Origin of the sequence: uncultured Paenibacillus sp., from assembly GCF_963515335.1 — a bacterium.
Lineage (GTDB): Bacteria > Bacillota > Bacilli > Paenibacillales > Paenibacillaceae > Paenibacillus_I.
The window spans coordinates 26,207-51,305 of sequence record NZ_CAUPYC010000024.1 but is presented as its reverse complement, the minus strand read 5'-3'; the positions used below and the strand labels follow the sequence as shown (position 1 = coordinate 51,305).

The following is a 25,099-nucleotide window of genomic DNA, read 5'->3' as shown; positions in this document are numbered from 1 at the left end:
CCGGAAAGCCTTGCTACGCCTGGTGCTGGAAAATTATGTCGCCAAACTTGGGTTTATTATTCATTTATGCTGGTACAATGAAGGAATGAAGTGCAAGTCAAGACGATATCATCCTATGAATGGAGAGATTGCGCATGAAATACAGAAAACTCGGTAAAACCGGGCTGGACGTCTCCGTACTGAGCTTTGGAGCATCCTCACTGGGCTCCGTTTTCCGTGAAACTGACGAAGCGGAAAGCATCTTCACCGTGCATGAAGCAATTGATGCGGGGATCAACCTTATCGATGTGTCGCCTTATTACGGCTTGACAAAAGCGGAGACGGTGCTGGGCCAAGCGATCAAGCAGATTCCCAGGCATAAGTTTCTGTTGTCCACGAAAGCCGGACGGTATAGCGCGGATGTGTTTGATTTTTCGCGTCGGCGGATTATCGGCAGTGTGGAAGAAAGCCTGCAGCGTTTGAACACGGATTACGTGGACATTCTGTACTTGCACGATATTGAATTCGTTCCCGCCGCGATCATAATGGAAGAAGCGATTCCTGCCCTGCAAGAATTGAAGAAACAGGGGAAAATCCGAAACACAGGCATATGCGGACTGCCGATCGCCTTGTTCGAAACGTTACTCCCCCAGGTGGACGTCGATGCCATTATTTCCTACTGTCATTACTCATTAAATGATACGGCGCTGCTTGACCTTCTGCCGCTGGTCGAAGAGAAGCATGTCGGTCTCGTCAACGCATCCCCGCTGTCCATGGGACTGCTTAGCGCGCGCGGAACGCCGGAATGGCACCCTGCCGGCAGGGAGTTGAAGGACACCTGCAAAAGGGCCGCCGACTATTGCGCCGCACAAGGCGCGGACATCGCCAAGCTGGCCGTTCAATTCTCGACGGGCGACGATCGCATCCCCACCACGCTCGTCAGTACGGCCAATCCGGCCAATATCCGGAAGAACGCCGAATGGACGGACGAGCCGATGGACGGCGCTCTGCTCAAGGAAGTTCTCGACATATTGGCGCCCATCCATAATAGGACCTGGGTCAGCGGGCGTCCGGAGTACAACGAAAATTTGAAATCATAACCGGAGAGGAGCGCTTGTTATGAAGGGCATCGTTTGCGAACAAATCGGTCAACTGAAGCTTGTCGAAATGGATCCGCCTTCTTTGGCGGAAGGTGAGGCGATCATCCGGATCAAGCGGATCGGCATATGCGGAACCGATCTGCATGCCTATAAAGGCAACCAGCCTTTCTTCACGTATCCAAGGATACTCGGGCACGAACTGGCCGGCATTGTTGAAGAGATCGGGGCTAATGGCGACGGCCTGAAGAAAGGGGATCAAGTCTGTGTGATTCCCTACATGCATTGCGGACGCTGCATCGCCTGCCGCAACGGCAAAACGAACTGCTGCACGGGCATGAAGGTGATCGGCGTGCATAGCGACGGCGGATTTAGGGAGATGATCACGGTTCCGGTTTCACACTTGATCAAAACGGAAGGCCTGACGCTTGACGAAACGGCCGTACTGGAACCTCTCAGCATCGGTGCTCATGCGGTGAGGAGGTCAGAGCTCCGCCGGGATGAGACGGTGCTGGTGATCGGCGCCGGTCCCATTGGACTCGGCGTGATGGCTTTTGCCAAATATAATGGAGCGCGGGTCATTGCGATGGATATAAACGACGAACGGCTGGACTTCTGCCGTCAGTGGGCGAAAGTCGATCATACCGTCCATGCGCTGCAGGAGCCTGGGCAGCGGCTGGCCGCGTTAACGGACGGCGATTATCCTACCGTCGTGTTTGACGCAACCGGGAACGCACGGTCGATGACAGAGTCGTTCCACTATGTTGCCCACGGCGGCAAGCTGATTTATGTGGGCCTGGTCAAAGCGGATATTGCCTTCCACGACCCGGAATTTCACAAACGGGAGCTGACTTTGCTGGGCAGCAGGAACGCAACTCCGGAGGATTTCAATCATGTGCTGGAGGCGGTGAGAGGCGGGCGGATCGATGTCGGCAGCTTTATTACTCATCGCGCTCCGTTTGATGAGATGATCGGACATTTCGACAGCTGGCTAAAGCCGGAATCCAAAGTGATTAAAGCGATGGTGGAGATTTAAGCATCGGCTATCCAACGATGCAAGCGCTACCCATGGAGGGATCGTATGAGGGCGGCCAAATTTTCATCTGTTTTCAGAAGATTTTTAATATCCTATATCATCCTATTATTGATTCCGAACATCGCCGGTTATATGTCTTACCGGACGTCGATCGACGTTGCGCAATCCAGCTCAATTGAAAATAGTTTGATGCTGTTGAAGCAGAGCGAAGAAATTCTTGAGCGGAGACTTGCGGAAGTGGAAGGTTTCACCAAACAATTGGCGATTAATCAGGACTTGAACCGGCTTATCAGCGAGAAGAAGCAGGGCGAAACGTACAATGTGTATGGCTTATGGAAAATGGCGCGGGATGTGGCGGATTACAGCCAGACGAATGATTTTCTGCAAAATTTCTATATATACTTTAACAATTATGACGTCGTGGTCACTCCCGGTTCCGTTTATTTCCGGCCGGAGCACTATTACGAACTTAACCAATACGCGGGCGTGTCTTTCGAAGAATGGAAAAAAACGATTGTGGAGGCGACCCATGAGCAAGAGATATTGCCGCTTCGGTCTTTTAAGCTGGGCAAAAGGGATTTATCGGTACTCACCTTTGCACAGTCTTTGCCGCTTAACAGCTTCCGGAATCCGCAAGCTACCGTAGTCGTGCTGATCGACGAAACGAAAATCGGCAGTCTGCTTGAGAGTGTGTCCAGCCAATACGGCGGCTGGGCGTTTATTACCGATAGCAAGGGAAATACCTTGACATCTCAAGGCATTGAAGAATCGGAGATCAGAAAATTGGCGCCTTCGCCGGGCGAGATTAAAGAGACGAGTCGATTCGATAACGGGACCCTGCTTATCACCATCCGATCCGAAAAGACCGGTTGGTTGTATACGGCGGGCATACCGAAACAAGCATTAATGGAAAAGGCAAACAAAATTAAGTATATGACATGGACGCTCTCGGCGGCGGCTTCACTGGCCGGCCTGATCATCGGCCTGCTGCTTGCCTATCGGAACAGCGCGCCGATCAATCGCTTATTGAATGCATTCAAAGAACAGAACGGCCTGGATACAGCCAACATGAAAAATGAATATGATTTTCTGGCCGGCAACATCTCGAATCTGATCGTAAGCAACAAATTGCTGCAAACGGAATTGAACAGCCAAATTCCGCTGTTAAGGGATGCGTTCATTAAAAGGCTGCTGGCAGGGGAATTTAATTCTCCTCAGGAATTGGAAGCCGTTGCTTCCCAAATCGGCTTCGGACTGGACGGAAGATCCGGATATGCGAGCATCATCAAGATAAGCGGATACGGCGGCATAGACAGCAAAGAAATTATCGAAGAACTCAGTGTGGCGCGCCTGATCGTGAAACAGACGTTAAATGAAATCGACGCCGACCTTCATATGACCGACCTGGGCTCGGATAAAATCACGATTCTCTTCTCTTCGGAACATGAGCCCGGTTCCGGATGGAAGGACGCGATCGAAACAAAACTTGCCCGGCTGGTTGAATCGATTTACGCCAACTATCGTATATCGGTAACCGTGGCGATGGGCGGTTTGTACCGTACGCTCTCCGAAATCAATCGCTCATTTGACGAGGCCGCACAGGCGATGGATTATGCCGTTTATCTGGATGAGAAAGGCACGGTTTGGTTTCAGGACACCATGAGGGAAACGACAGTGTATTATTATCCGATTGATACGGAACACCGGCTGCTCAATACGGTCAAAGCCGGAGAAATCGACGAAGGCAAACGAATCGTAGCCCAGATCTTCGACCGGAATTTTACCGAAAGAGAACTTTCTCGTGAAATGACGGAGCAGCTGATCGGGGAGATGAAAGGCACGCTGCTCAAGCTTCTTGATCAGAAGGCGTTTCAGGATGCGGAGTTTTCCGAGGCTGTCCAAAATCAAATCGTGCACATCCAACCGGCAGACGGGATTGAGCAGGTAAGGCGGAGCTTGGAGAGCATTCTGGAGCAATTTTGTGGATGGATTGCCAAGAAAAAAAGCGATCTTCATCACGAAACGGTGCATGAGATTACCAGCTTTATCGAAAGATCATATGGTGACCCTGATCTGACGTTATACCGGATCGCCGAAACGGTGGGCCGTCCCGAAAAATATATTTCGCAGCTTTTTAGGGAGCAAACCGGTGAAAACTTATCCGATTATTTGGAGAGAACGAGGATCGGCAAAGCGTCCGATTTGTTAATCGAAAACCGGTTAACGATTGATGAAATCGCGTTCCAAGTAGGGTATAACAGCGCGCACTCTTTTCGAAGAGCGTTTAAAAGGGTTAGGGGCGTATCGCCCAGCATGTACCGGCAATCGGTCGATGAATGACAGGCCTGTCTTCGGACAGGTTTCTTTTTTGTTTGCGAGAGAACGGGTAAATGTACGGTGCACGGAAAAATGTACGCTGCTCAATATGAGCGAATTGTACGGTAAATACCCAAGTGTACCTTTACGGAGAGAAGCCGGGTGACCTAAGATGAGTCTAGGAAAGCGCTATCATATATAGTTGGCACAACACCGAGAACATAATTTTGGGGGTGGTTGTTCTGGAGACGGTAGTCACTACGAAACGACAAGCTTTGAAATCCAAAGGAAAAACGACGCATCAATGGCCATCTGCGAAGAAGAGTTTAAAGAGACATTGGCAGCTGTATTTGCTGGCGATTCCGCCGATACTTTATTTTCTCATCTTCAAATACGTACCGATGGCTAACGCCATACTAGCATTCAAGGATTACAACGTAATCAAAGGGATTTGGGGCAGTCCGTGGGCAGGAACCAAATATTTCGAATTGTTTTTCCAAAACCCGGCATTCTTTACCTTGATTAAAAACACGTTATACATTTCCTTCTATCAGCTCGCGGTCGGCTTCCCGATCCCGATCCTGCTCGCATTAGCGCTTAATGAAATCAAGAATGCCCGGTTCAAACGAACCGTTCAAATGGTAACCTATGCGCCGTATTTCATTTCCACCGTCGTTATGGTGTCGATTATTATGCTCTTCCTGGCTCCGCGGCTCGGTATTGTCAATACGATCTTCAGCGCCTTCGGAATGGAAGCCGTTAATTTTCTAGGCGATGCGAAATGGTTCCGGTCCGTTTATGTATTTTCCGACGTATGGCAATCGGCGGGTTATTCGGCGGTTATTTACTTGGCAGCGCTCGCAGGCGTCGATCCTTCCCTCTACGAAGCGGCGAAAGTCGACGGCGCGTCTCGTTTTCAAAAAATTATAAACGTGGACCTGCCCGGTCTGATGCCGGCAGCCGTCATTATTTTGATTCTGAGCGTCGGCAACATGATGGCGATCGGATTCGAGAAGATGTATCTGCTGCAAAATCCGCTCAATTTGTCTACGTCTGAGATTATTTCTACTTATGTGTATAAGATCGGTTTGCTGAACGCCAATTACAGCTTCGCAACCGCAGTCGGACTGTTCAACTCCGTGGTGAACCTTGTTCTTCTGCTGGTCGTCAACACGATCGCGAAACGAGCTTCCAGCACCAGCCTATGGTAACGCTGACGAAGGGAGGGAAGTCTATGACCGCCGAGCAAAAAACAATCAGGGAATCGATGGGAGACCGGATTTTCCTTGGCATGATTTATCTGTTTTTGACCATTATCTTGCTGCTGGTCTTGTACCCGCTCGTTTATATTCTGAGCTCTTCCATAAGCAGCCCTGAAGCCGTATCGGCAGGCCGCGTATGGCTGTGGCCGATCGACATCACGCTCGACGGTTATAAGACCGTATTCAAGAACGATCAGGTGTTGAGCGGCTATGCAAACTCCCTGTTCTATACGGTCTCCGGTACGCTGATCAGCGTGGCCTTTACGATTATGATCGCCTATCCGCTGTCGAAGAAGACATTTTTCGGCCGCAGTCCGCTGATGATCTTCATTACGTTTACAATGCTTTTCTCGGGCGGATTGATTCCGACCTACCTGGTCGTAAAGTCGTTGGGAATGATCGACACCCGCTGGGCGCTGCTGGTTCCCAATGCGATTTGGGTCTGGCAGGTGATCATTGCGCGGACGTTTTTCCAGACGTCGATTCCCGACGAGCTCAGCGAAGCTGCCGAAATTGACGGCTGCAGCGACTGGCGTTTCATCTTCAGCGTCATTATCCCGCTTGCCAAGCCGATCATTGCAGTTTTAGCCCTGATGTACGCGGTCGGGCAGTGGAATGCTTACTTCGATGCGTTGATCTACTTGAAGACGCAGTCGATCTACCCGCTGCAGCTGATTCTGCGAAGCATCCTGATTCTCAATAATGGGACAGGCACCATTGACGCCAGCGAAATGGTAAGAAGACAGCAAATGGTCGAGCTCATGAAGTACTCGCTGATTGTCGTCGCAAGCCTGCCGGTACTGGTTATCTACCCGTTCGTGCAGCGCTTTTTCGTCCAAGGCATGCTGATCGGTTCCGTCAAAGGATAATAGAGGACTATTGGAAGGGGGGGGTTATATGTAGATGTGTACTTTATGCACTCGTTCGTTGATTGCGGGGGTTGAACAATTATGACGAAAAGGGAGAGGTTACTTTGAAAACAAAATGGACATTCCTTGCTGCATGTGTTGTGGTTCTCATTCTGATCTTGTCAGGCTGCTCGAAGGGCGGCGAAAATGCGGGAACGGACTCAGCCAATACCGGCGGCAACAGCGCAAATGCAGGCGGCGAAGACGGCGCCGCATTATCCGAACCGGTTACGATTTCTGTCTTCGCGCAGCAGGGTACAGACACGGACTTGGCAACCAGTAATTTCACCAAACTGCTTGAACAAAAATTCAATATCAATTTCAAATGGACAACGGTACCGTTCGATGGTGCTGCCGAAAAAAGACAAATCTCGCTTGCGAGCGGCGACTATCCCGACCTGTACCTGCTCATTCCGTGGGTGGACAGATTCTCGCAAACCGACCTGCTGAAGTTCGGCCAACAAGGTGTAATCGTTCCGCTGAACGATCTGATCGACCAGTATGCGCCGAACATCAAGGAAACGCTTGAGACAAACGAATATTACAAGGCGATGAATACTGCGCCGGACGGCAAAATCTATGGATTGACGGGATTGAATGAGTGCTTCCACTGTTCGTACCCGAACAAAATGTGGATCAACACGAAATGGCTGAAGCAACTGGGTCTCGAAGAGCCGAAAACGACCGAAGAATTTAAGAATGTATTGAAAGCATTCAAGACGGGGGATCCGAACGGCAACGGTAAAGCTGATGAAGTGCCGCTCAGCGGTTCCACCGAACCATACGGCGTGCACGTCATTCCGTACCTGATGAACGGCTTCATCTATGACGACGACAGAACCTATTTGGTCATGAAGGACGGCAAGGTGGACATGGCTGCTAACAAGCCGGAATGGAAAGAAGGCCTGGCTTACATCAAGTCGCTGTACGACGAGGGCCTGATCGATCCTGGCGCATTCACGCAAAACGCCGAAGCATACAAGAAAATCGGCGACAATGCCGACGCGCAGCTGCTCGGCGCCGGCGCCGGCATGCACCCTGCGATCTTCGTAAATACGGCTGCTGACAGCCCATACGGCAAAGACTACAATCCGATCGCTCCGCTGCAAGGGCCGTATGCTTCGTATGCGACGTTCAATTACCCGATCGACCCGGGCGCGACGTTCGTACTGACGAACAGAGCAAGCAAAGAAGCACAGATTGCCGCGATCAAAATGCTGGATTATTTGTACACGGAAGAAGGAACGCTGCAAGGCATCTTCGGCGAAGAGAATATCGGCTGGCGGAAACCGAAAGAAGGGGAAATTGCCCTTAATGAACAGGCAACACCGCTTTACTACGAAATCCCGGTGAAGACCGGCGAAACCCCGCGCAACCTTTGGGGTCCGATGGCACAGTACAACCAGCACAAAGATTTCCGGGACGCCGCGGTTCAGGGCAAAGATATTTATGCCGGCGACGGTTACGAACGCCGCCTGCAGGAAGCCACTTACCTGTATGAAGGCAAAGAGCCGGCAGAAGTTCTCCCGCACTGGGCGCTCTGGCTTGACCCGACTCGAGCGGATGAAGCAAGCATGATGCAAACAAACATCAAGGATTACATCGATCAGAACGCGCTGCAATTCGTAACGGGCGCCAAGAGCCTGGATAAGGATTGGGACGCTTATGTAAAAGGTCTTGACGCATTGAACCTGAAAGGTTACCTGGAAATCATGCAGCAAGCTTATGATTCATCCACCATATCCAAGTAAAGGTTGTCGCAAGCGTCTCTATCAAGAATAGAGGCGCTTGCGTGTATGGGTGACGACAACGGGAGGGAAACTATGAAACTTCATTACCACATGCCGGCGAAAATATGGACGGAAGCGCTCCCGGTAGGAAACGGGCGGCTTGGCGCGATGGTCTTCGGCGGCGTGGAGAACGAGCGCATTCAATTGAATGAAGACACCTTGTGGTCAGGATTCCCCAGGGATTGGAACAATCCCAAGGCGAAAGAGCTCCTGCCGGAGATTCGCCGGCTCATCGAGCAAGGCCGGTATATCGAGGCGGACCGCATGAGCAAGGAGATGATGGGGACCTACACCCAGTCGTATATGCCTTTGGGCGATTTGCGCCTTCATTTTGAACATGGGGGCCTCTACCAGGGGTACCGTCGCGAACTGGATATGGGGCAAGGACTTTCGCTTGTCGAGTATCAGGTCGGCGAGGTGCGGTATGCGCGGGAGGTGTTTGCATCCCATCCCGATCAAGTCATTGTCGTTCGCATCTCGGCGAGTGTGCCCGGCAGGCTTAACTTCCACGCTCGGCTGGACAGCCCGCTCCGTTACCGCACGTCGGCCGAGGGGGAGCAGTTCGTGCTGCAGGGCACCGCTCCGGAGCAAGTGTGGCCGAACTATTACCGCTCGGGCCATCCCGTCGTATACGGTGATGCGGACAGTACGGAAGCGATGCGCTTCGAAGGGCGTTTGCTTGCAAGGCAAGAGGACGGCAAGATGCAGGTGGACCAAGACGGCATACATATTACCGGCGCGACGACCGTCACGCTGTATGTCGGCGCGGCCACCAGCTTCAACGGGTATGACCGGTTACCGGGCAGCGGCGGACGGGATCCCGGACCGGTGGCGCAAGGCATTCTGGAGCGGGCGGCGCAGGACAATTACGATTCGCAGCGCGAGGCGCATATTTCCGATCACAAGCAGCTGTTCAACCGGGTGGAGCTGTCGCTTGGAGAAAGCCTGGCGCCGGACGATTTGCCGACCGACCGCCGGATCGCAGAGTTCGGCGGGGACGATCCTGGGCTCGTCGAGCTGCTGTTCTACTATGGCCGCTATCTGATGATCGCAAGCTCCCGACCCGGAACCCAGCCGGCGAATTTGCAGGGAATCTGGAACCAGGAAACCCGTCCGCCGTGGAGCAGCAACTGGACGCTGAATATTAACGCCGAAATGAACTATTGGCCTGCGGAAACGTGCAATATGGCCGAACTGCATGAACCGCTGCTCGAATTTATCGCCAACCTGGCGAACAACGGCAGCAAGACCGCCGAGGTCAATTACGGCGCGCGCGGCTGGACGGCCCATCATAACTCCGATATTTGGGCGCAAACGGGCCCCGTGGGCGACTTCGGGCACGGCGATCCCGTATGGGCGAGCTGGCCGATGGGCGGCGTCTGGCTGTGCCAGCATTTGTGGGAGCATTATGCGTTCAGCCGGGACACCGCGTTCCTGCGCGACAAAGCGTACCCGATCATGAAAGAGGCGGCGCTCTTCTGCCTGGATTGGCTGTTCGACGACGGAACCGGCCGGCTGATTACGTCGCCGTCCACCTCGCCGGAGCATAAGTTCCGGACAGAGGGCGGGCTCGCAGGCGTCAGCGCCGCGACCACGATGGACCTCTCCCTGATCTGGGATTTGTTCACGAATTGCATCGAAACGTCCGAAATATTGCAAGCCGACGAGGCGTTCAAGCACGAGCTCACCGCCGCGAAGGAACGTTTGCTGCCGCTGCAAATCGGCAAATATGGCCAGCTGCAGGAATGGTCGAAGGATTTCGAGGACGAAGACGTTCATCACCGTCACGTCTCCCATTTGTTCGGCGTCTATCCCGGCCGGCAATTGACGGAGCGCGGGACTCCGGAGCTGTTCGCGGCTGCCAGGCAGTCGCTCGAACGGCGCGGGGACGAAGGCACAGGCTGGAGCCTCGGCTGGAAAGTGGCGCTGTGGGCCCGGTTCGGAGACGGCAACCGTTCTCTGCGTCTCCTATCCAATCTGCTGAAGCTTGTCAGGGAGGACGAGCCGGAGAACTATCATCGCGGCGGGGTTTATGCCAACCTGTTCGACGCGCATCCGCCGTTCCAAATCGACGGCAACTTTGCCGCCACGGCAGGCATTGCCGAAATGCTGCTGCAGTCTCATCAAGGCTATCTTCAACTGTTGCCCGCACTGCCTGAAGCTTGGCCGAAGGGGTACGTCAAGGGCCTTCGCGCGCGCGGCGGATTCGAAGTGAGCCTGAGCTGGGACGGCGGCCGGCTGGTCGAAGCGGAAATCGTCTCGCATAACGGCGGACTGTGCGCCGTTGCCGCCAAGGAGGCGTTCCGTGTCGCCGAGGGGGGAAACGCTGTCGCCGCGGAAATTTCCGAAGCCGGCGCATACCGGTTCGAGACCGTGCAGGGCGCGCAATACCGGATTACATTCTAAAAGATTTTAACGCTTATCAACGATGGGGGGTGCTGAACAATGCTGCAAATGACTATTGCGAAAGGTCCTTTTGATCCTGCTTTCGAATCGTTGAGACGGTATGAGTGTCCCGAATGGTTCCGGGACGCCAAGCTCGGCATCTGGTCTCACTGGGGCGCCCAATCGGTGCCCATGTATGGGGATTGGTACGCCCGCAACTTGTATTACGAAGGTTCCGACCAGTACCGGTACCATATCCGCCATTATGGTCATCCTTCGAGATTCGGCTACAAAGACATTGTAAAGCTCTGGAAAGCGGAGAAATTCGATCCGGAAGCGCTGATGGACTTGTATGTGGCGGCCGGCGCCAAGTATTTCGTTGCCCAGGCCATGCACCACGACAACTTTTTCAACTACGATTCGAAAATCCACCGCTGGAACTCGGTCAACATGGGACCGAAGAAAGACATCGTCGCACTGTGGAAGGACGCCGCTTCCCGCCGCCGCCTGCCGTTCGGCCTGACCGAGCATCTCGGGGCGACGTTCAGTTGGCATCAATGGAATAAAGGCCGGGACAAGGAGGGCCCTTACGCAGGCATCCCTTATGACGGCAATGATACCGGGTACGAAGATTTGTATTTACCGAACCGGGAGCATTATCATCCGGACAAGAAGCAGTTCGATCCGGCGGATCCCTGGTATACGTCCAACCCTTGGTGGCATCAACGCTGGTTCAACGTCATCAAGGAAGTCATCGACAGGTACCAGCCGGATCTCCTGTATTCTGACGGCGGGCTGCCGTTTGCCAGTTCATGGGATAAAAAGGACGTCTCCTTGGAAGACCCGGCGTTCGATGCGGGACTCCATGCGGTCGCTCATCTGTACAACACCAGCGCGGCGGCCAACGGGGGCGTGAATCGTGCGGTCTATAACCAGAAAGACCGCCGGAAGGAGATTTATTCCGTCGGCGTCCTCGATATCGAACGCAGTCAGGAGCCGGATATCAAGCCGGCTCCGTGGCAGACCGATACGTGCGTCGGAGACTGGTTCTACAACGTGAAGAGCGTATATAAAAAGCCGGGGCACGTCATCGAAATCCTGGTGGACATTATCGCCAAGAACGGCAATCTGCTCCTTAACATTCCACAGAAGCCGGACGGCACAATAGACGACGAGTGCATCCACATCCTCCAAGAAATGGCCAAATGGTTCACAACGTGCGGAGAGGGCGTGTACGGCACGCGTCCGTTCCGCGTGTCGGGAGAAGGCCATTCTCGCGTGGTGATCGACCACTTCAAAGAGGATCAAGTGGACTGGAACGCGACTGATTTCCGTTTCACGCAGAAGGGGAATACGCTTTACGCGTTCCAGATGCGATGGCCGGAGGACAACCGAGCCGTCATCCGGAGTCTGACGCCCGCAGACAAAGTTAAATCCGTACGGCTGCTCGGCGCGGGGGATGTGGCGTTCGACCAGCCTTACGGCGCGCTGGTCGTTTCGCTGCCGGAGCGGCGGCCGACGCCGTACGTCAACTGCCTGGCAATCGGGTTGGAACAATAAGGGCCTCGAAGCTGAGAACAACGCCTATGTCGTTGCCGTTGGGCAACGACACAGGTGTTTTTTGAACACGCTTCGTCATAGTTCAAGCACTTTTTACGGTGAGAGGATTAACGGATAAAATATATGTAAGCGCTGCTGGTTTATCAGTGAAGATAATAATACAATAGAATCGTGTGAAACTTTGCAGGAGGTGCGTCGTATATGTTGAAGCGAAAAATAGGCCGTTTGGGTTTTGAAGGTTCGGTGGTTATGTTCGGCGCAGCCAGTCTGGGTAACGTAACGCAGGAAGAAGCGGATGAATCTATCTCCTTTGCGCTCCGGCACGGCGTTAACCACTTTGACACCGCCGCCAGTTACGGGGATGCCGAAGTGCGGATGGGTCCGATCATCAGCAAGGTGCGGAAAGACATCTTTTTGGCTACAAAGACCGGACAGCGATCGAAAAAGGAAGCGAAAGAAGAAATTTACCGTTCTTTGGAACGGATGCAGGTGGATTCCGTGGACCTGCTTCAACTGCATGCTGTGGGAACCGTGGAAGAGCTGGATAGATGTACGGAAAAAGGAGGCGCTCTGGAAGCGGCTCTTGAAGCGAAAGAAGAAGGGGTCGTTAAAGCGATCGGCATTACGGGCCATGGGCACGAAGCTCCTATTGCGCATTTGGAAGCGCTTCGCCGGTTCCCGTTTGAGACCGTTCTGCTTCCGCTCAATTATTACATGTACGCTTTAGCCGAATACCGCGAAGCGTTTGACGCGCTAATGGAAGAAGCCAACAAACAGAACGCCGCCGTTCGGGTGATTAAGGCGATCGCCAAGGCTCCGTGGGGCGAGGATCAACAGCGTCAATACGCGACGTGGTACGAGCCCTTTGACAGGCAGGAAGTCATCGACGCTTGCGTGCATTTTGTGCTTTCTTTTCCGGGGGTGGCCGGTTTTGCCAGCGCAGGGGATATCCGCTTGTTCCCCAAAATCGTCGATGCGGTCGAGCGGTTCGGATCGATGAACGACGAAAAGGCGGAACGCATTCTTGGCTCGATCAGCGGCTATACCTCCGTGTTCGGTTCGCCGACATCCATCGCGTGAGGGAACGAGAGGAAAGCGAATGACGATTCGCCCGTTTCGCGCGGTCGACCGGGAAAGGTGGGGAAAGGAGAATGAGCGTGCCGCATGGGAAACTGGAAGCATTAAAAGAGACGCTTAGAAATATGCAGAGTGTAGTCGTCGCTTTTTCCGGAGGAGTGGACAGCACCTTTTTGCTTAAGGTGGCTTTGGATGAGCTCGGGCCTGACAATGTTTTGGCGGTAACCGCCGATTCGGAAACGTATCCGTCGGCGGAATTGCTGGAAGCCAAGAAGCTGGCCGAACTTATCGGGGCTTCGCATCAAATCATTCAAACATCGGAGCTTGCGATCCCGGGATACAGCGAAAACACGTCTAACCGCTGCTATTTTTGCAAAAAAAGTTTATTCGAGCACTTGATCCCGATCATGACCGGGAACGGTTACAAGAATGTGGTTTTCGGACTGATTGCGGACGATATGAGCGAGCACCGGCCAGGTACACAGGCGGCAAAAGAGTATGGGGTAAGAGGGCCTCTGGCCGAGGTGAATTTGCATAAAGAAGAAATCAGGGAATTATCCCGTGAGCTCGGACTGCCGACATGGGATAAACCTTCCTTTGCTTGTCTGTCTTCGCGCATCGCCTACGGTGAAACCATCACGCAACAAAAGTTGACGAAAATCGATAAATCGGAAGCCTTCATAAAATCCCTGGGCATACGCCAAGTAAGGGTCCGGACGCATGGGGAGATTGCAAGAATCGAAGTGATGCCCGAACAGATGCCAATCATTATGCGCAATCTCGACAAAATCGGCAGCACCCTGCAATCGTATGGCTATAAATACGTCACGCTCGATTTGTTCGGATACCGCAGCGGAAGCATGAATCAGGTTCTGTCATCGGCAGGAGGTTGGAGTGGGCAGCATGAATCAGTTTGAGGACTTGGGGTTCAGCAAAGTGGACTATGCAAGGGAAGCGAGAACGGGCTGTCCTGAAGTGATCTTCGGGAAAGGGAAAACGGCCGCCCAGGTAGCCGCTATTTTTGAACGCCTGATGAAAGCTCACGGCAAAGCGCTTGTAACGCTTGCCACAGAGGAAATGGCGCAGGCTGTGAAACAAGATTTCCCCGATGCTTGCTACGATCCGGTCTCCCGTTTAATCAGCCTGGGCCGGTCTGCCGAGCGATTTGCGGGCAAAGTTCTTGTTCTATGTGCGGGCACTTCCGACTTGCCGGTTGCCGAAGAAGCGGCGGGTACCGCCGAATGGATGGGGTGCCGGGTCGAGAAAATATACGACGTCGGTGTGGCCGGTATTGATCGGCTGTTGGCTTATCGGGACAAGCTTCAAGAAGCGAATGTATTGGTCGTGGTGGCAGGCATGGAAGGAGCGCTTGCCAGCGTAGTCGGCGGAATGGTGCGGCGGCCGGTCATTGCCGTCCCCACATCGATCGGATATGGAGCCCACTTTCATGGCTTGACCCCGCTGCTGTCCATGTTGACGTCTTGTGCCGCGGGGGTTTCCGTGGTGAATATCGATAACGGCTTCGGCGCCGGTTACCAAGCCGCAGCTATTCAACGACTGGTGATGGAGGCGGGAGCAAAATGAAGGCATTGTACCTGGACTGCATCTCCGGTATTGCCGGAGATATGACCTTGGCGGCATTGATCGATTTGGGCGCGGATCTCTCCTACATTGAAGAGCAGCTCAGAGCGCTTCCTATCGATCCTTTTACCATGCATATCGATCCGGTCGACAAACGGGGAATTTCTGCCAAGAAGCTGCGTTTACATATCGGTGAACACCCTCATTCCCATAGACATGAGCCGGATGGCGGACGGCATGATCACCGCCGACATTCGCACCGAAAAGCCGCGGATATTATTCGCATGATTGAAGGGAGTGGACTGCCTGAAAGGGTGAAACAGCGAAGCGCCGCCGTGTTTCAAGCCATCGCGAAGGCGGAAGGGAAAATCCATGGCGTGACGCCGGAGGAAGTCCATTTCCATGAGGTGGGTGCAATGGATTCCATTATCGACACGATTGGCGTCTGTTTAGCTCTGGAAAACCTCGAAATCGAGGAGATTTACGCATCGCCGGTTCCGACAGGGCAAGGAAAAGTGAAGATGGCCCATGGGTTGTATCCGATCCCTGCTCCGGCCACAGCCGAGCTGCTGATCGGTATTCCTCTGGCCGAGCTGAACGCGGCCGGTGAATTGACAACTCCGACAGGCGCAGGCATCCTAAAGGCGCTTGTGAAGAAATTCGGCGGCCTGCCGCCGCTTACAATCGAGAAAGTCGGGTATGGCGCGGGCACGAAAGATTTTGCGCATCCCAATGTGCTGAGGGCTTTGCTGATGCAGCCAAAGCCGGACCTCGACGGACAAGAATCCATCTTTGTCGTAGAAGCCCAGTTGGATGATATGACCGGAGAAGCGCTCGGTTATACGATGGAACGATTGTTTGAGAGCGGAGCTGCGGATGTTTTCTACACGCCGATTTATATGAAAAAAAACCGCCCGGGCACGCTTATAACCGTACTGGTTCCCGATGCATCTCTGCAGAGATGTGAAGATGTATTGCTGAGGGAAACCGCGACGCTGGGGGTGCGGCGAACCAAATGGATGAGACGGATCCTTGACAGAGCATTTATGACGATTGAGACACCGTATGGACCTGTTCGTATTAAACTGGCGATCAGGGGAGATCAGGTTCTTCATTTTTCGCCCGAGTATGAGGATGTGGCAAAGACTGCAAAACAGAGTGGAGTCCCGTTTCAGGAAATGTACCAGCTTGCCGTTTCGGCAGGTGCCGACCATATCCAGGCAGGCGCATGCACCCGGAGTCTACAACTCTAAACGTCATGGGCACGGTCGAACCTGACATTTCATTTCAATAGCCAATGCACAAAAAACGTCGGAAAGGAGGGGTGAACTCCTTTCTGACGTTTTTCGGCTTCGGCGGTTTTCCGCCGGATGCCCGTTTACCCGTTGACGACTTGTCCGCCGTTCAGGTGCAGCGTTTGGCCGGACATATAGGTCGAGTCGTCGCTGGCCAGGTATACGTAAGCCGCCGCGAGCTCGGACGGCTGGCCGGCGCGCTTCATCGGCGTGTCGGAGCCGAACTTGGCCACCTTCCCGGCGTCGAACGTCGACGGGATGAGCGGCGTCCAGATCGGTCCGGGCGCCACGGCGTTGACGCGGATGCCTTTGCTCGACACGTTGTTCGAGAGCGCCCGCGTGAAGGAAACGATCGCGCCCTTCGTCGACGAGTAGTCGAGCAGCATCGGGTTTCCTTCGTAAGCGGTGATCGATGAGGTGTTGATGATCGACGCGCCCTTTTGCAGATGGGGCATTGCCGCTTTCGTCAGGAAGAACATCGAGAAAATGTTCGTCCGGAACGTTTTCTCCAGCTGTTCGGCCGTAATATCCTCGATGCTTTGCTGCGGATGCTGTTCGGCGGCATTGTTGACGAGGATGTCGAGCTTGCCGAACGCCTGCACCGTCTGCTCGACCGCTTTTCGGCAGAACGTTTCGTCTCCGATGTCGCCGGGGATGAGCAGGCAGCGCTTGCCCAGCTCCTCGATCCGCTTTTTGGCGGCCTGCGCGTCATTGTCTTCATTCAAATAGACGATTGCGACATCCGCGCCTTCCTTGGCGAACGCGATGGCGGCGGCGTGGCCGATCCCGCTGTCGCCTCCGGTAATGAGAGCGGCTTTGCCCAGCAGCTTTCCTGCTGCCTTATAATTCGGCGATTCGATTTCCGGTTTGGGATGCATTTTGGTTTCAACGCCCGGCTGTCGGTGCTGCTCCTGGGGCGGGAACGTTTGTTTTTGCAGTGTTTCCTTCTCCGTCGTTTTGCTCGGCATCGGCAATCCCTCCTGAACAAATTGGAATAAGGTACGTCTAAAGATTACCCTTATTCTAGAAAGAGAAAACCGATCCTATACATGCCCGTCCGATTTAAAATGCCCGAACAAGCGACCGTTTTCCGCGAATAAAACATTTTTGCCCAATCCGCGGCTATATGATAGAATGACACCGAAAAATGGTGAATAAAAGAGGACGGCACTCGCCAATGACGGCGAATGCTTCCTCGACCTGACGGTTGTCGCTGCGGAGCGAACAGGGAAGCATGGCTGCGGACAACGTTAGGAGTGATGCTTGAATGAAACGGGTTCAACTGCCGCGCACGACAATGGAAGCATCGATCCTGTGCCTCGGTACGGCGGGCTTCGGCGATACGGTTGGGCCGGATGAAGCGGAGCGGCTGATGGATGCTTTCGGGGATGCGGGGGGCAATCTGATCGACGCGGCCGGCGCTTATGCGCACCGGGCGACGGATACGCCGGGGGAAGGCGAGCGGATGATCGGCAGATGGCTGGCCAAGCGCGGAGACAGGGACAAATGGCTGCTCGCCGCCAAATGCTGCCGGCCGGCAGAATGGATTGCGCAGGATCTGGAAGCCACGCTCGAACGGCTTCAGACGGACGTCATCGATCTGTACTTCGTTCATTGGGACAACCGGACGCAGTCTGTCGAGCAGGTCATCGACACGCTGAACGCGCAGGTTCGCAGAGGGCTGATCCGGCATTTCGGCTTTGCCAACTGGACGGCGCCGCGCGTTAAAGAGGCGGGCATCTACGCGGTGAAGTCGGGCCAGGAAGGCTTCGTCGGAGGCCAGACGATGTGGAGCCTCGCGGAAGCGGATCCGAGCTTCGTCGATCCGGCGCTGGTCGCCATGGATGAAGAGTTGTATACGCTGTTCAGGGACGGGGGCATAGCCGCTTTCCCTTATGCTTCTTCGGCGGGCGGCTTCTTCAGCAAGCTGGCGGACGGCATTCCGTTCGAATCGCTGGATCCCGATAAGCGTAAAATGTACGGCTCCGACTTCAACATGAGGCGGGCGGAGCGGGTGGAGATGCTTGCGCGGCAGTCGGGAACTCCGGTGACGTCGATCGTGCTCGGCTATTTGCTGGCGCAGCCTTTCACGGTCGTGCCGGTGCTCGGCTGCCGCACGGTCGGCCAATTGCTCGACAACGTGCGCGCGGCGGAAACGAAGCTGACCCCGGATCAAACGGCTTATTTGCTGCTTGACGCCTGAGCGGCTGCCGCACGGCCCGGTTCAACTAAAACAAATTATTGGCAATCCGGCGGGAGGAAAAGGAAACGATGAAGTACAGATTGCTCGGACGTACAGGATTGAACGTTTCGGTTATCGGAATCGGCACCTGGCAATTCGGAGGCGAATGGGGCGTCGACTATTCGCAGGGAGAGGCGAACGCTGTGCTCCGCCGCGGCAAGGAGCTGGGGATCAATCTGATCGATACGGCGGAATGCTACGGCGATCATCTGTCGGAGCGGTTGATCGGAGGTTTTCTGAAGGAGGACCGGCGTGAGGACTGGATTGTGGCGACGAAGTTCGGGCACCGGTTCAAGTCGAATTTTTCGCGTGACGACTTAGCGTCCCCCGAGGCCGTCCAAAAGCAGCTGGAGGACTCGCTGCGCGCGCTGCAGACGGATTACGTCGACCTGTACCAATTCCATTCGCTGCCTGACCGGGACTTCGACAACGACGCGTTGTGGACGATGCTCGACAAGCAGAAGCAGGCGGGCAAAATATGCTGCCTCGGCATCTCGATCGGGGCGAACACCAATATCTATCAGACCGACAAAGCGACCGACTACGGGGCCGACGTCATTCAAGTGGTATACAATCGGCTGGACCGCAAGCCCGAAGCGGAGGTCTTTCCTTCCTGCGAGCGGCAAAACCTGGGCGTTCTGGCGAGAGTGCCGCTGGCAAGCGGGTTTCTGAGCGGGAAATACCGCAAAGGCGTCGTGTTCCCCGACAACGACCATCGCTCGAGGGGCAACGCCGCCGTGGAGGAACGCGCCCGAATGCTGGACGAGGTGGAACGGATCCGCGAGGAGGAGGTTCCCGAAGGCGTGCCGATGTCCGAATGGGCTTTGGCCTGGTGCTTGCGCCATCCTGCGGTACATAGCGTCATACCGGGCTGCAAAACACCCGAGCAGGTCGAAGCGAACGCGCGCGCGGCCGAGCTGCTGTAAAATTAATCAGGGCGCAGGTTTCCCCGCTTCCTAATATGGTACAATGGTAGCTGACACTGTATTCGGGATGGGGGCAGTATGGCGAAAATATTGTTGTTCGGCTTGTTGTGGTATATTTTCGGCAATCCGTTCGTGGCGATTGTGGTTCTGCTGGCGGCGCTTTATTTGCTGGACCGGCGTTTCGTCGGCCTGACGCCGAGCTTCGTCAAACCGCTCAAACGCCGCAGCCGGATCGCCAAGCTCCGGCAGCAGCTGTCGCTCAACCGGAACGACGTATCGGCCAAAATGGAGCTTGCGCGGCTCCTGCTCGACAAGAAGGATTACGCCGGCGCCAGGCGCGTGCTCGAAACGATCGGCGATACGATGGAGCATTCTGCGGAATATTGGGACGATCTGGGGACGGCCTATTTGCATACGGGAAAGACGGACGAAGGCGAGCAGGCGATTCTGCAGGCGCTGGACATCAACCCGCGGGTCAAATACGGCGAGCCTTATCTGCGGCTGGCATCCGTCACGGCCGGCAAGGACGCCGCCAAGGCGCTCGGCTATCTTGAGGCGTTCCGGGGCATACATTCCTCGTCCTGTGAAGGCTATTACCGAATGGGCCGCATTTACAAAGCGCTGGATCGCAAAGGGGAAGCCCGCCGGGCTTTTGAAGAAGCCCTGGACGTATACCGCACCCTCCCCCGTTACAAGAAACGCGGAGAGCGGGGCTGGGCGCTTCGCAGCTTTTTTGCCAAAAACGGTGTGTGACGAATAGCCGGCTCGTGTACGGCGCGCCAAGGTTCCGCAGCGGGCGGAGCCTTTTTTGCAAGCTCCGCGGCGATGCTTTCCATCCCGCGGCGGTCACGGGAGAGGCAATTCCCCACTGACCGGGCGGGCTGCACCGTAACGGTCCGATGACGGGGGCGCAGGGCGCTAACAAGGCTTTCTTGCCGATTTTTTCGGCAGGAAAGCCTTTTGTTTGGTATAATATAAGGACGCCTTCAGGGAAACGGTTCCGGGCATGATGAGGGAAGGAGCAGGGTGCCATGACTGTCACGAACCGTTTGGCGGAGGATCAAACGGATTATTTGGAACGGGAACTCGGCACGCGTGCGGCGAACCAAATACTGCGGCGGGGCTACGAGTATTACCGCGATCGGCGCGTGTTCGTGACCGAGGTCGTCGAAGGCAACACCGTCTACGGGGCCGTGAACGGAAGCGCCGTATACGCGGTTACGCTGGACACGGACGACTTCGCTTACAGCACATGCACTTGTCCGTTCGAGGACTATTGCAAGCATATGGCGGCGGTTTTCTTTCAATATATCGCTTCGGCGGGCGAGGACGCGGAGGCGTCTTTCCAGCGCATGACGGGCGATGGTGAGCCAGGCGGCGGGCGTGAGAGACCGGCGGCTTCGGGCTCGTCAAATGCATCAAATGCACCAAACGCATCAGGCGCTTCGGTCGACTCGCCTCCCGGACATACCGACGGCCCGCAGGCTTGGCGCTTGTGGTTCGAGCAACATTACGGCGGCGTGTGGAAGCAATGCAAGCACTCGCTGCACCCGCTCCAGCCTATCCTTCAGGAGCTCAAGGGCAAAGCGAGAAATTGGCCGAAACGGCTGCAGCGCCTGCATTGGCTGCATGCGGTCGCCTTCGTCCTGGAGCAGGTGGAGCGGGCTTATGCCTCTACGGATGCCTACAACCGTTATTATTATGAGATGTCCTTCACCCGCTCGGTCGATCCCTGGATCGGCAATTTCAACGAGCTGGTGTCCGAGCTGGATGCGGACGCGTTGCCCGATAACGAGCGCGAATGGCTTTTTTTCCTGAACGAAACGCTGCGGGACGCCTCCTTGAACGAAGATTATACGCTTCTGCGTTGGGATTTCATGTATCACGTCTTATGGGAGCGGATGGCGGAGGTGTCGGAGTGGCGCCGGTCGGAACGCGACAAGCTGACCGCTTTGCTGGCCGAGCCGGCGGACGGCGGCAAACCATCCGCCGCGCTGCATGCGGCGCTCGCCCATCTTGATTTTCGCGAGGGCCGCAACAGCGAGGCGATCGGAGCGCTGTCGCGGACGCCGTTCGAGCGGACCTCTCTTATCGTGTATGCTTTCGCCGGACATTGCCTCGAGGAGGAGCGGTTCGACGCGCTCGCGGAATGGCTGGATTTTATCCGCGGGCGGCTGGCTGACTGCCGGAACGTGGCGCTGCTGCGGCCTTATTTGAAGCTGTGCCGGGAGGCCGATGTGAAGCAGCCGGAATCGGACCGGTGGACTCGGCTCATGACGGGACATTTGCCTTACGCTTATCCGGAGCTGTCCGCACATTGGCTGGAGAGAGGCAAGTTTCGGGAGTGGGCCGATCTGCAGCTGTATATGGGGATGCGGCCCGACGAGCTGGACGCGCAGGACCTGCGCATTGCGGCCAAGGCGGAGCCCGGCCTGTTGATCCCGCTTTATCACCAGGCGGTGGACGAATCGATCCGGTCGCGCAACCGCCAAGGCTACAGGACGGCCGTCAAGCTGCTGAAAAGACTCGAGAAGCTGTATCAATCGACCGGCAGGGGCGCGGTATGGTCCAGGTATATCGGCCATGTTAACCGGAAGTATTCCAGGCTGCGCGCGCTGCAGGAGGAAATGAAGAAAGGAAAGCTCGTAACATGATCGGACCGGGAACGGCAGGGATGAAAGCGGCCGCCGGCAGGATGGGGACGGCGATCGGAGAGCTCGACGCCTACTGGCTGCCGGGAGAAGGGCTGTGGCTGATCGCGCCTGAATGGAACGCCCCGCTCGAGCGGCTGCGGGGCATGCTTTTCGGCCGGCACGCCGCATCCTGGTATGGGGAGAGTGTGGGCAAGCATCAGAAAGGCGCGCTCGAGGGCTTGCTGCTGTCGCCGCTCCTGGCGATGGATTATATGGCCGAGCCGGGCCACTTGCGGCTTATACAAGTGAGCTGGAGCCCTCGGGCGGAGCTGCTTCGCCGGACGGCTCAGTGGATCCGGCGGGCGATGCTGTCCGGCTGGTATGCGCCCGACCTGGCCGGCTGGTCGGAAGGCAAACGCCGCTGGAGCGCGGCTCCGCCCGGCGCGGAGGAAGCGGCGCGGCGGCAATGGACCGTGCTGATGAGCGAAGCCGCCGCTTTGGGGCTCGTCGGGGTGGAGGGCTGGCTCGGCGAAGCGGTGGAAGAGGTGATCGCCTCCGAACCGGAGGCGGCGGACGCGCTGCTACGGCTGAACGGGCGCACGGGCGCCGATCTGTCGGCCCGCACGGCGGCGGATGAGGACGATTGGCTGGTCGGCATCGGCTGGAAGCCGGATGAAACGCCGTTCCGCACCGCGCTGCAGCTGGTGGAGCCGGATGGACGCGAAGGCTGGCGGCTGCGCGTCATGCTGCGCGAACGGTCGGAGCCGGAGCGGACCGTTCGGCTTGCGCGCGGCGAAAGCGGCGCATGGCAGGCGGAATCGGGCGAGCCTCCGGCCGAGTGGGAGCGATGGCTCGGACCCAAGCTGGCCAAGGAGGAAGCGAAATGGACGGCTGCGCTGCCGGAGCTGGCCGGCGACGCCGGCAATCCCGCGGCTTTGCGGCTCGCGCTGTCCGAGGAGGAGGCCTGGCGGTTTCTGCAGGACGGCAGCGTGCGGCTGCTGCAGGCGGGCTGCCCGGTTATGCTGCCGGCCTGGTGGGAAGCGGCGCGCAGCCGGCGGATGCGGCTTCGCGCGAAGGTGAAATCGTCGGTCGGCACAGCCGAGCAGCCGATGTTCGGTTTGAACCAGATCGTCGATTTCGATTGGAAGCTGGCGGTCGGCGATATCGATCTGTCGGAGGAGGAATTTGTGCGGCTGGCGGCCGACAACCGGAGGCTGCTGAACGTACGCGGGGAATGGGTGCATCTGGACCCGAACGATGTGAAGCTGATCCGGGAGTGGATGAAGCGCAAAGGCAAGTCGAAGGGGATGTCGTTCCGGGACGTGCTGGAATGGCATTTGCGCGGCGGCCTGCCGCTGCAGGGCTACGAGGAAGACGGAACCGGACGGGGCCCGCAGGCCGAGATTGAGCTGAACGCGCACCTGGCTTCCTGGCTGGAGCGGCTGCAGCGCGCCTCCGAGCTGCCGGTGATCGACAAGCCGGAGGGCTTCCGCGGCGAGCTTCGCCCTTATCAATTGGAGGGCGTGTCGTGGCTCGCTTTCCTGCGGCAATTCGGACTCGGCGGTTGTCTGGCCGATGACATGGGCCTCGGCAAAACGATCCAGTTCACCGCCTATCTGCTGCATGTGAAGGAGCGGCTGAATGCCGCCGATGCGGAGCATGCGCCATCCTTGCTCATCTGCCCGACATCCGTTATCGGCAACTGGGAAAAGGAACTGGAGCGGTTCGCGCCCGGCCTTAAGGTGCATATCCATTACGGGGCGCGCCGGATGAAGGGCGTTGATTTTGCGGATTCGGTACGGGACGCCGACCTAGTCATCACCTCGTATGCGCTTGCCCCGCTGGACGAAGACGAGCTCGGGGCCGTCGATTGGGACACCTTGTGCCTGGACGAGGCCCAGAATATAAAGAACGTGTACACGAAGCAGTCGTCGGCCATACGCAGGCTGAATGCCCGCCATCGCATTGCGATGACGGGGACGCCGATGGAGAACAGGCTGACGGAGCTGTGGTCGATTCACGATTTCATGAATCCCGGGTATCTCGGCAATTTGACCGAATTTCGCCGCGAGGTCGTGGCGCCGATCGAGAAAACGCGCGAGGAAGGCATGATCCGCCAGCTGCAGCAGTGGGTGAAGCCGTTCATGCTGCGCCGGCTGAAGAAGGATCCGAACATCCGGCTGGCGCTGCCGGACAAAAACGAGCAGAAAACCTACGTGTCCCTCACCGCCGAGCAGGGAGCGCTTTACGAAAACACGGTGACCGAGCTGCTGAACGGCCTGGACGGCCTGAATCCGATGCAGCGGCGCGGACTGATTCTGGCCGCGCTGACGAAGCTGAAGCAGCTGTGCGACCATCCGTCGCTGACGCTCGGCGACGTGCCGCGCCGTCCCGAACGCTGGGACAGCGAACGCTCGGGCAAAGTGACCCGCCTGCTGGAGATGGTGGACGAGGTGGCGGCGGAGGGCGAGCGGTGCCTCATTTTCACGCAGTTTGTGGATATGGGCGCAATGCTCAAGGCTCAGCTGGAGAAAAGGCTCGGCCTGCCGGTGCCGTATTTGCACGGAGGCGTGCCGAAGAAGGAGCGCGACGTGATGATCGAGCGGTTTCAGAACCCGGAGCTGCCGGGCTGCGCGTTCGTGCTGTCGCTGAAGGCGGGAGGTACCGGTTTGAACCTGACGGCCGCCAACCATGTGTTTCATTTCGACCGCTGGTGGAACCCCGCCGTGGAGAATCAGGCGACGGACCGCGCTTTCCGGATCGGCCAGACGAAGGACGTGCAGGTGCACAAATTCATCACGATCGGCACGCTCGAAGAGCGGATCGACGACATGCTCTCGCGCAAGCAATCGCTGAACGAGCAGGTCGTCGGACAGTCGGAGGGCTGGATCACGGAGCTGGACAAAGACGAGCTGCGCGCCCTGTTCACGCTGCGGCGAAGCCGGCTTCACAGCTAGCGGGATTGTGGGGGAATGGCGGACGCGCGCGATCAGCGGTGTGTTACGTGCGGTG

The 25,099-nt window shown here is 56.3% G+C and carries 18 protein-coding genes; 17 read left to right on the top strand and 1 reads right to left on the bottom strand.

Annotated elements, in window-relative coordinates:
* The first annotated feature begins 134 nt into the window (after positions 1-134).
* From RWM61_RS09975 to larC, 12 genes are all read left to right on the top strand, one after another.
* Positions 135-1,079, top strand: a complete 945-nt coding sequence (locus RWM61_RS09975; protein ID WP_314000174.1) for an aldo/keto reductase — start codon at positions 135-137, stop codon at positions 1,077-1,079.
* Positions 1,080-1,098: 19 nt separating this feature from the next.
* On the top strand, positions 1,099-2,112 hold the full coding sequence (locus RWM61_RS09970) for a zinc-binding alcohol dehydrogenase family protein (RefSeq protein WP_314000172.1): 1,014 nt from the start codon (positions 1,099-1,101) through the stop codon (positions 2,110-2,112).
* A gap of 45 nt (positions 2,113-2,157) precedes the next feature.
* The gene (locus tag RWM61_RS09965) at positions 2,158-4,452 is read left to right on the top strand and encodes a helix-turn-helix domain-containing protein (RefSeq protein ID WP_314000170.1); all 2,295 of its coding nucleotides are present in this window, start codon (positions 2,158-2,160) and stop codon (positions 4,450-4,452) included.
* 377 nt (positions 4,453-4,829) lie between these two features.
* Positions 4,830-5,639, top strand: a complete 810-nt coding sequence (locus tag RWM61_RS09960; RefSeq protein WP_314000178.1) for an ABC transporter permease subunit — start codon at positions 4,830-4,832, stop codon at positions 5,637-5,639.
* A gap of 23 nt (positions 5,640-5,662) precedes the next feature.
* Positions 5,663-6,559 (top strand): carbohydrate ABC transporter permease, encoded by an 897-nt coding sequence (locus RWM61_RS09955; RefSeq protein ID WP_314000168.1) that lies wholly within the window; start codon positions 5,663-5,665, stop codon positions 6,557-6,559.
* Positions 6,560-6,663: 104 nt separating this feature from the next.
* A complete protein-coding gene (locus RWM61_RS09950) occupies positions 6,664-8,349 on the top strand; it encodes an ABC transporter substrate-binding protein (protein WP_314000166.1) in 1,686 nt (561 codons plus the stop codon).
* Positions 8,350-8,421: 72 nt separating this feature from the next.
* Complete coding sequence (locus tag RWM61_RS09945; RefSeq protein WP_314000164.1) at positions 8,422-10,794, top strand: glycoside hydrolase family 95 protein; 2,373 nt, start codon at positions 8,422-8,424, stop codon at positions 10,792-10,794.
* 39 nt (positions 10,795-10,833) lie between these two features.
* Positions 10,834-12,333: an alpha-L-fucosidase gene (locus tag RWM61_RS09940; protein ID WP_314000162.1), complete on the top strand. Its 1,500-nt coding sequence runs from the start codon at positions 10,834-10,836 to the stop codon at positions 12,331-12,333.
* Positions 12,334-12,534: 201 nt separating this feature from the next.
* The gene (locus RWM61_RS09935; RefSeq protein WP_314000160.1) at positions 12,535-13,413 is read left to right on the top strand and encodes an aldo/keto reductase; all 879 of its coding nucleotides are present in this window, start codon (positions 12,535-12,537) and stop codon (positions 13,411-13,413) included.
* A gap of 77 nt (positions 13,414-13,490) precedes the next feature.
* Positions 13,491-14,327: an ATP-dependent sacrificial sulfur transferase LarE gene (larE, locus tag RWM61_RS09930; protein ID WP_399538324.1), complete on the top strand. Its 837-nt coding sequence runs from the start codon at positions 13,491-13,493 to the stop codon at positions 14,325-14,327.
* Positions 14,314-14,994: a nickel pincer cofactor biosynthesis protein LarB gene (gene larB / locus RWM61_RS09925; RefSeq protein ID WP_314000155.1), complete on the top strand. Its 681-nt coding sequence runs from the start codon at positions 14,314-14,316 to the stop codon at positions 14,992-14,994. Before larE ends, larB begins: the two co-directional genes overlap by 14 nt.
* Positions 14,991-16,244: a nickel pincer cofactor biosynthesis protein LarC gene (larC, locus tag RWM61_RS09920; RefSeq protein WP_314000153.1), complete on the top strand. Its 1,254-nt coding sequence runs from the start codon at positions 14,991-14,993 to the stop codon at positions 16,242-16,244. The genes larB and larC overlap by 4 nt, the downstream gene beginning before the upstream one ends.
* Positions 16,245-16,369: 125 nt before the next feature.
* Here larC and RWM61_RS09915 read toward each other — a convergent pair whose 3' ends face one another.
* On the bottom strand, positions 16,370-17,254 hold the full coding sequence (locus RWM61_RS09915; RefSeq protein ID WP_314000151.1) for an SDR family oxidoreductase: 885 nt from the start codon (positions 17,252-17,254) through the stop codon (positions 16,370-16,372).
* Between the two features lie 299 nt (positions 17,255-17,553).
* On the opposite strand from RWM61_RS09915, the gene RWM61_RS09910 reads away from it, so the two are divergent.
* From RWM61_RS09910 to RWM61_RS09890, 5 genes are all read left to right on the top strand, one after another.
* A complete protein-coding gene (locus tag RWM61_RS09910; RefSeq protein ID WP_314000149.1) occupies positions 17,554-18,489 on the top strand; it encodes an aldo/keto reductase in 936 nt (311 codons plus the stop codon).
* A 68-nt stretch (positions 18,490-18,557) separates the two neighbouring features.
* The gene (locus tag RWM61_RS09905; RefSeq protein WP_314000147.1) at positions 18,558-19,454 is read left to right on the top strand and encodes an aldo/keto reductase; all 897 of its coding nucleotides are present in this window, start codon (positions 18,558-18,560) and stop codon (positions 19,452-19,454) included.
* Positions 19,455-19,532: 78 nt separating this feature from the next.
* Positions 19,533-20,207 (top strand): tetratricopeptide repeat protein, encoded by a 675-nt coding sequence (locus RWM61_RS09900; protein WP_314000145.1) that lies wholly within the window; start codon positions 19,533-19,535, stop codon positions 20,205-20,207.
* Positions 20,208-20,485: 278 nt separating this feature from the next.
* Positions 20,486-22,108, top strand: coding sequence for an SWIM zinc finger family protein (locus tag RWM61_RS09895; protein ID WP_314000143.1), 1,623 nt, complete (start codon positions 20,486-20,488; stop codon positions 22,106-22,108).
* Entirely contained in the window at positions 22,105-25,044 is a 2,940-nt protein-coding gene (locus tag RWM61_RS09890; RefSeq protein WP_314000140.1) for a DEAD/DEAH box helicase, read from the top strand. Before RWM61_RS09895 ends, RWM61_RS09890 begins: the two co-directional genes overlap by 4 nt.
* The last annotated feature ends 55 nt before the right edge of the window (positions 25,045-25,099 follow it).

Coding starts and splice junctions, on each gene's coding strand:
- RWM61_RS09915 (WP_314000151.1), bottom strand. CDS start 17,254: ATGCCGAGCAAAACGACGGAGAAGGAAACACTGCAAAAACAAACGTTC.
- RWM61_RS09970 (WP_314000172.1), top strand. CDS start 1,099: ATGAAGGGCATCGTTTGCGAACAAATCGGTCAACTGAAGCTTGTCGAA.
- RWM61_RS09975 (WP_314000174.1), top strand. CDS start 135: ATGAAATACAGAAAACTCGGTAAAACCGGGCTGGACGTCTCCGTACTG.
- RWM61_RS09910 (WP_314000149.1), top strand. CDS start 17,554: ATGAAACGGGTTCAACTGCCGCGCACGACAATGGAAGCATCGATCCTG.
- RWM61_RS09935 (WP_314000160.1), top strand. CDS start 12,535: ATGTTGAAGCGAAAAATAGGCCGTTTGGGTTTTGAAGGTTCGGTGGTT.
- RWM61_RS09965 (WP_314000170.1), top strand. CDS start 2,158: ATGAGGGCGGCCAAATTTTCATCTGTTTTCAGAAGATTTTTAATATCC.
- RWM61_RS09890 (WP_314000140.1), top strand. CDS start 22,105: ATGATCGGACCGGGAACGGCAGGGATGAAAGCGGCCGCCGGCAGGATG.
- RWM61_RS09895 (WP_314000143.1), top strand. CDS start 20,486: ATGACTGTCACGAACCGTTTGGCGGAGGATCAAACGGATTATTTGGAA.
- RWM61_RS09960 (WP_314000178.1), top strand. CDS start 4,830: ATGGCTAACGCCATACTAGCATTCAAGGATTACAACGTAATCAAAGGG.
- RWM61_RS09945 (WP_314000164.1), top strand. CDS start 8,422: ATGAAACTTCATTACCACATGCCGGCGAAAATATGGACGGAAGCGCTC.
- RWM61_RS09900 (WP_314000145.1), top strand. CDS start 19,533: ATGGCGAAAATATTGTTGTTCGGCTTGTTGTGGTATATTTTCGGCAAT.
- RWM61_RS09955 (WP_314000168.1), top strand. CDS start 5,663: ATGACCGCCGAGCAAAAAACAATCAGGGAATCGATGGGAGACCGGATT.
- RWM61_RS09940 (WP_314000162.1), top strand. CDS start 10,834: ATGCTGCAAATGACTATTGCGAAAGGTCCTTTTGATCCTGCTTTCGAA.
- RWM61_RS09905 (WP_314000147.1), top strand. CDS start 18,558: ATGAAGTACAGATTGCTCGGACGTACAGGATTGAACGTTTCGGTTATC.
- larB (WP_314000155.1), top strand. CDS start 14,314: ATGAATCAGTTTGAGGACTTGGGGTTCAGCAAAGTGGACTATGCAAGG.
- larC (WP_314000153.1), top strand. CDS start 14,991: ATGAAGGCATTGTACCTGGACTGCATCTCCGGTATTGCCGGAGATATG.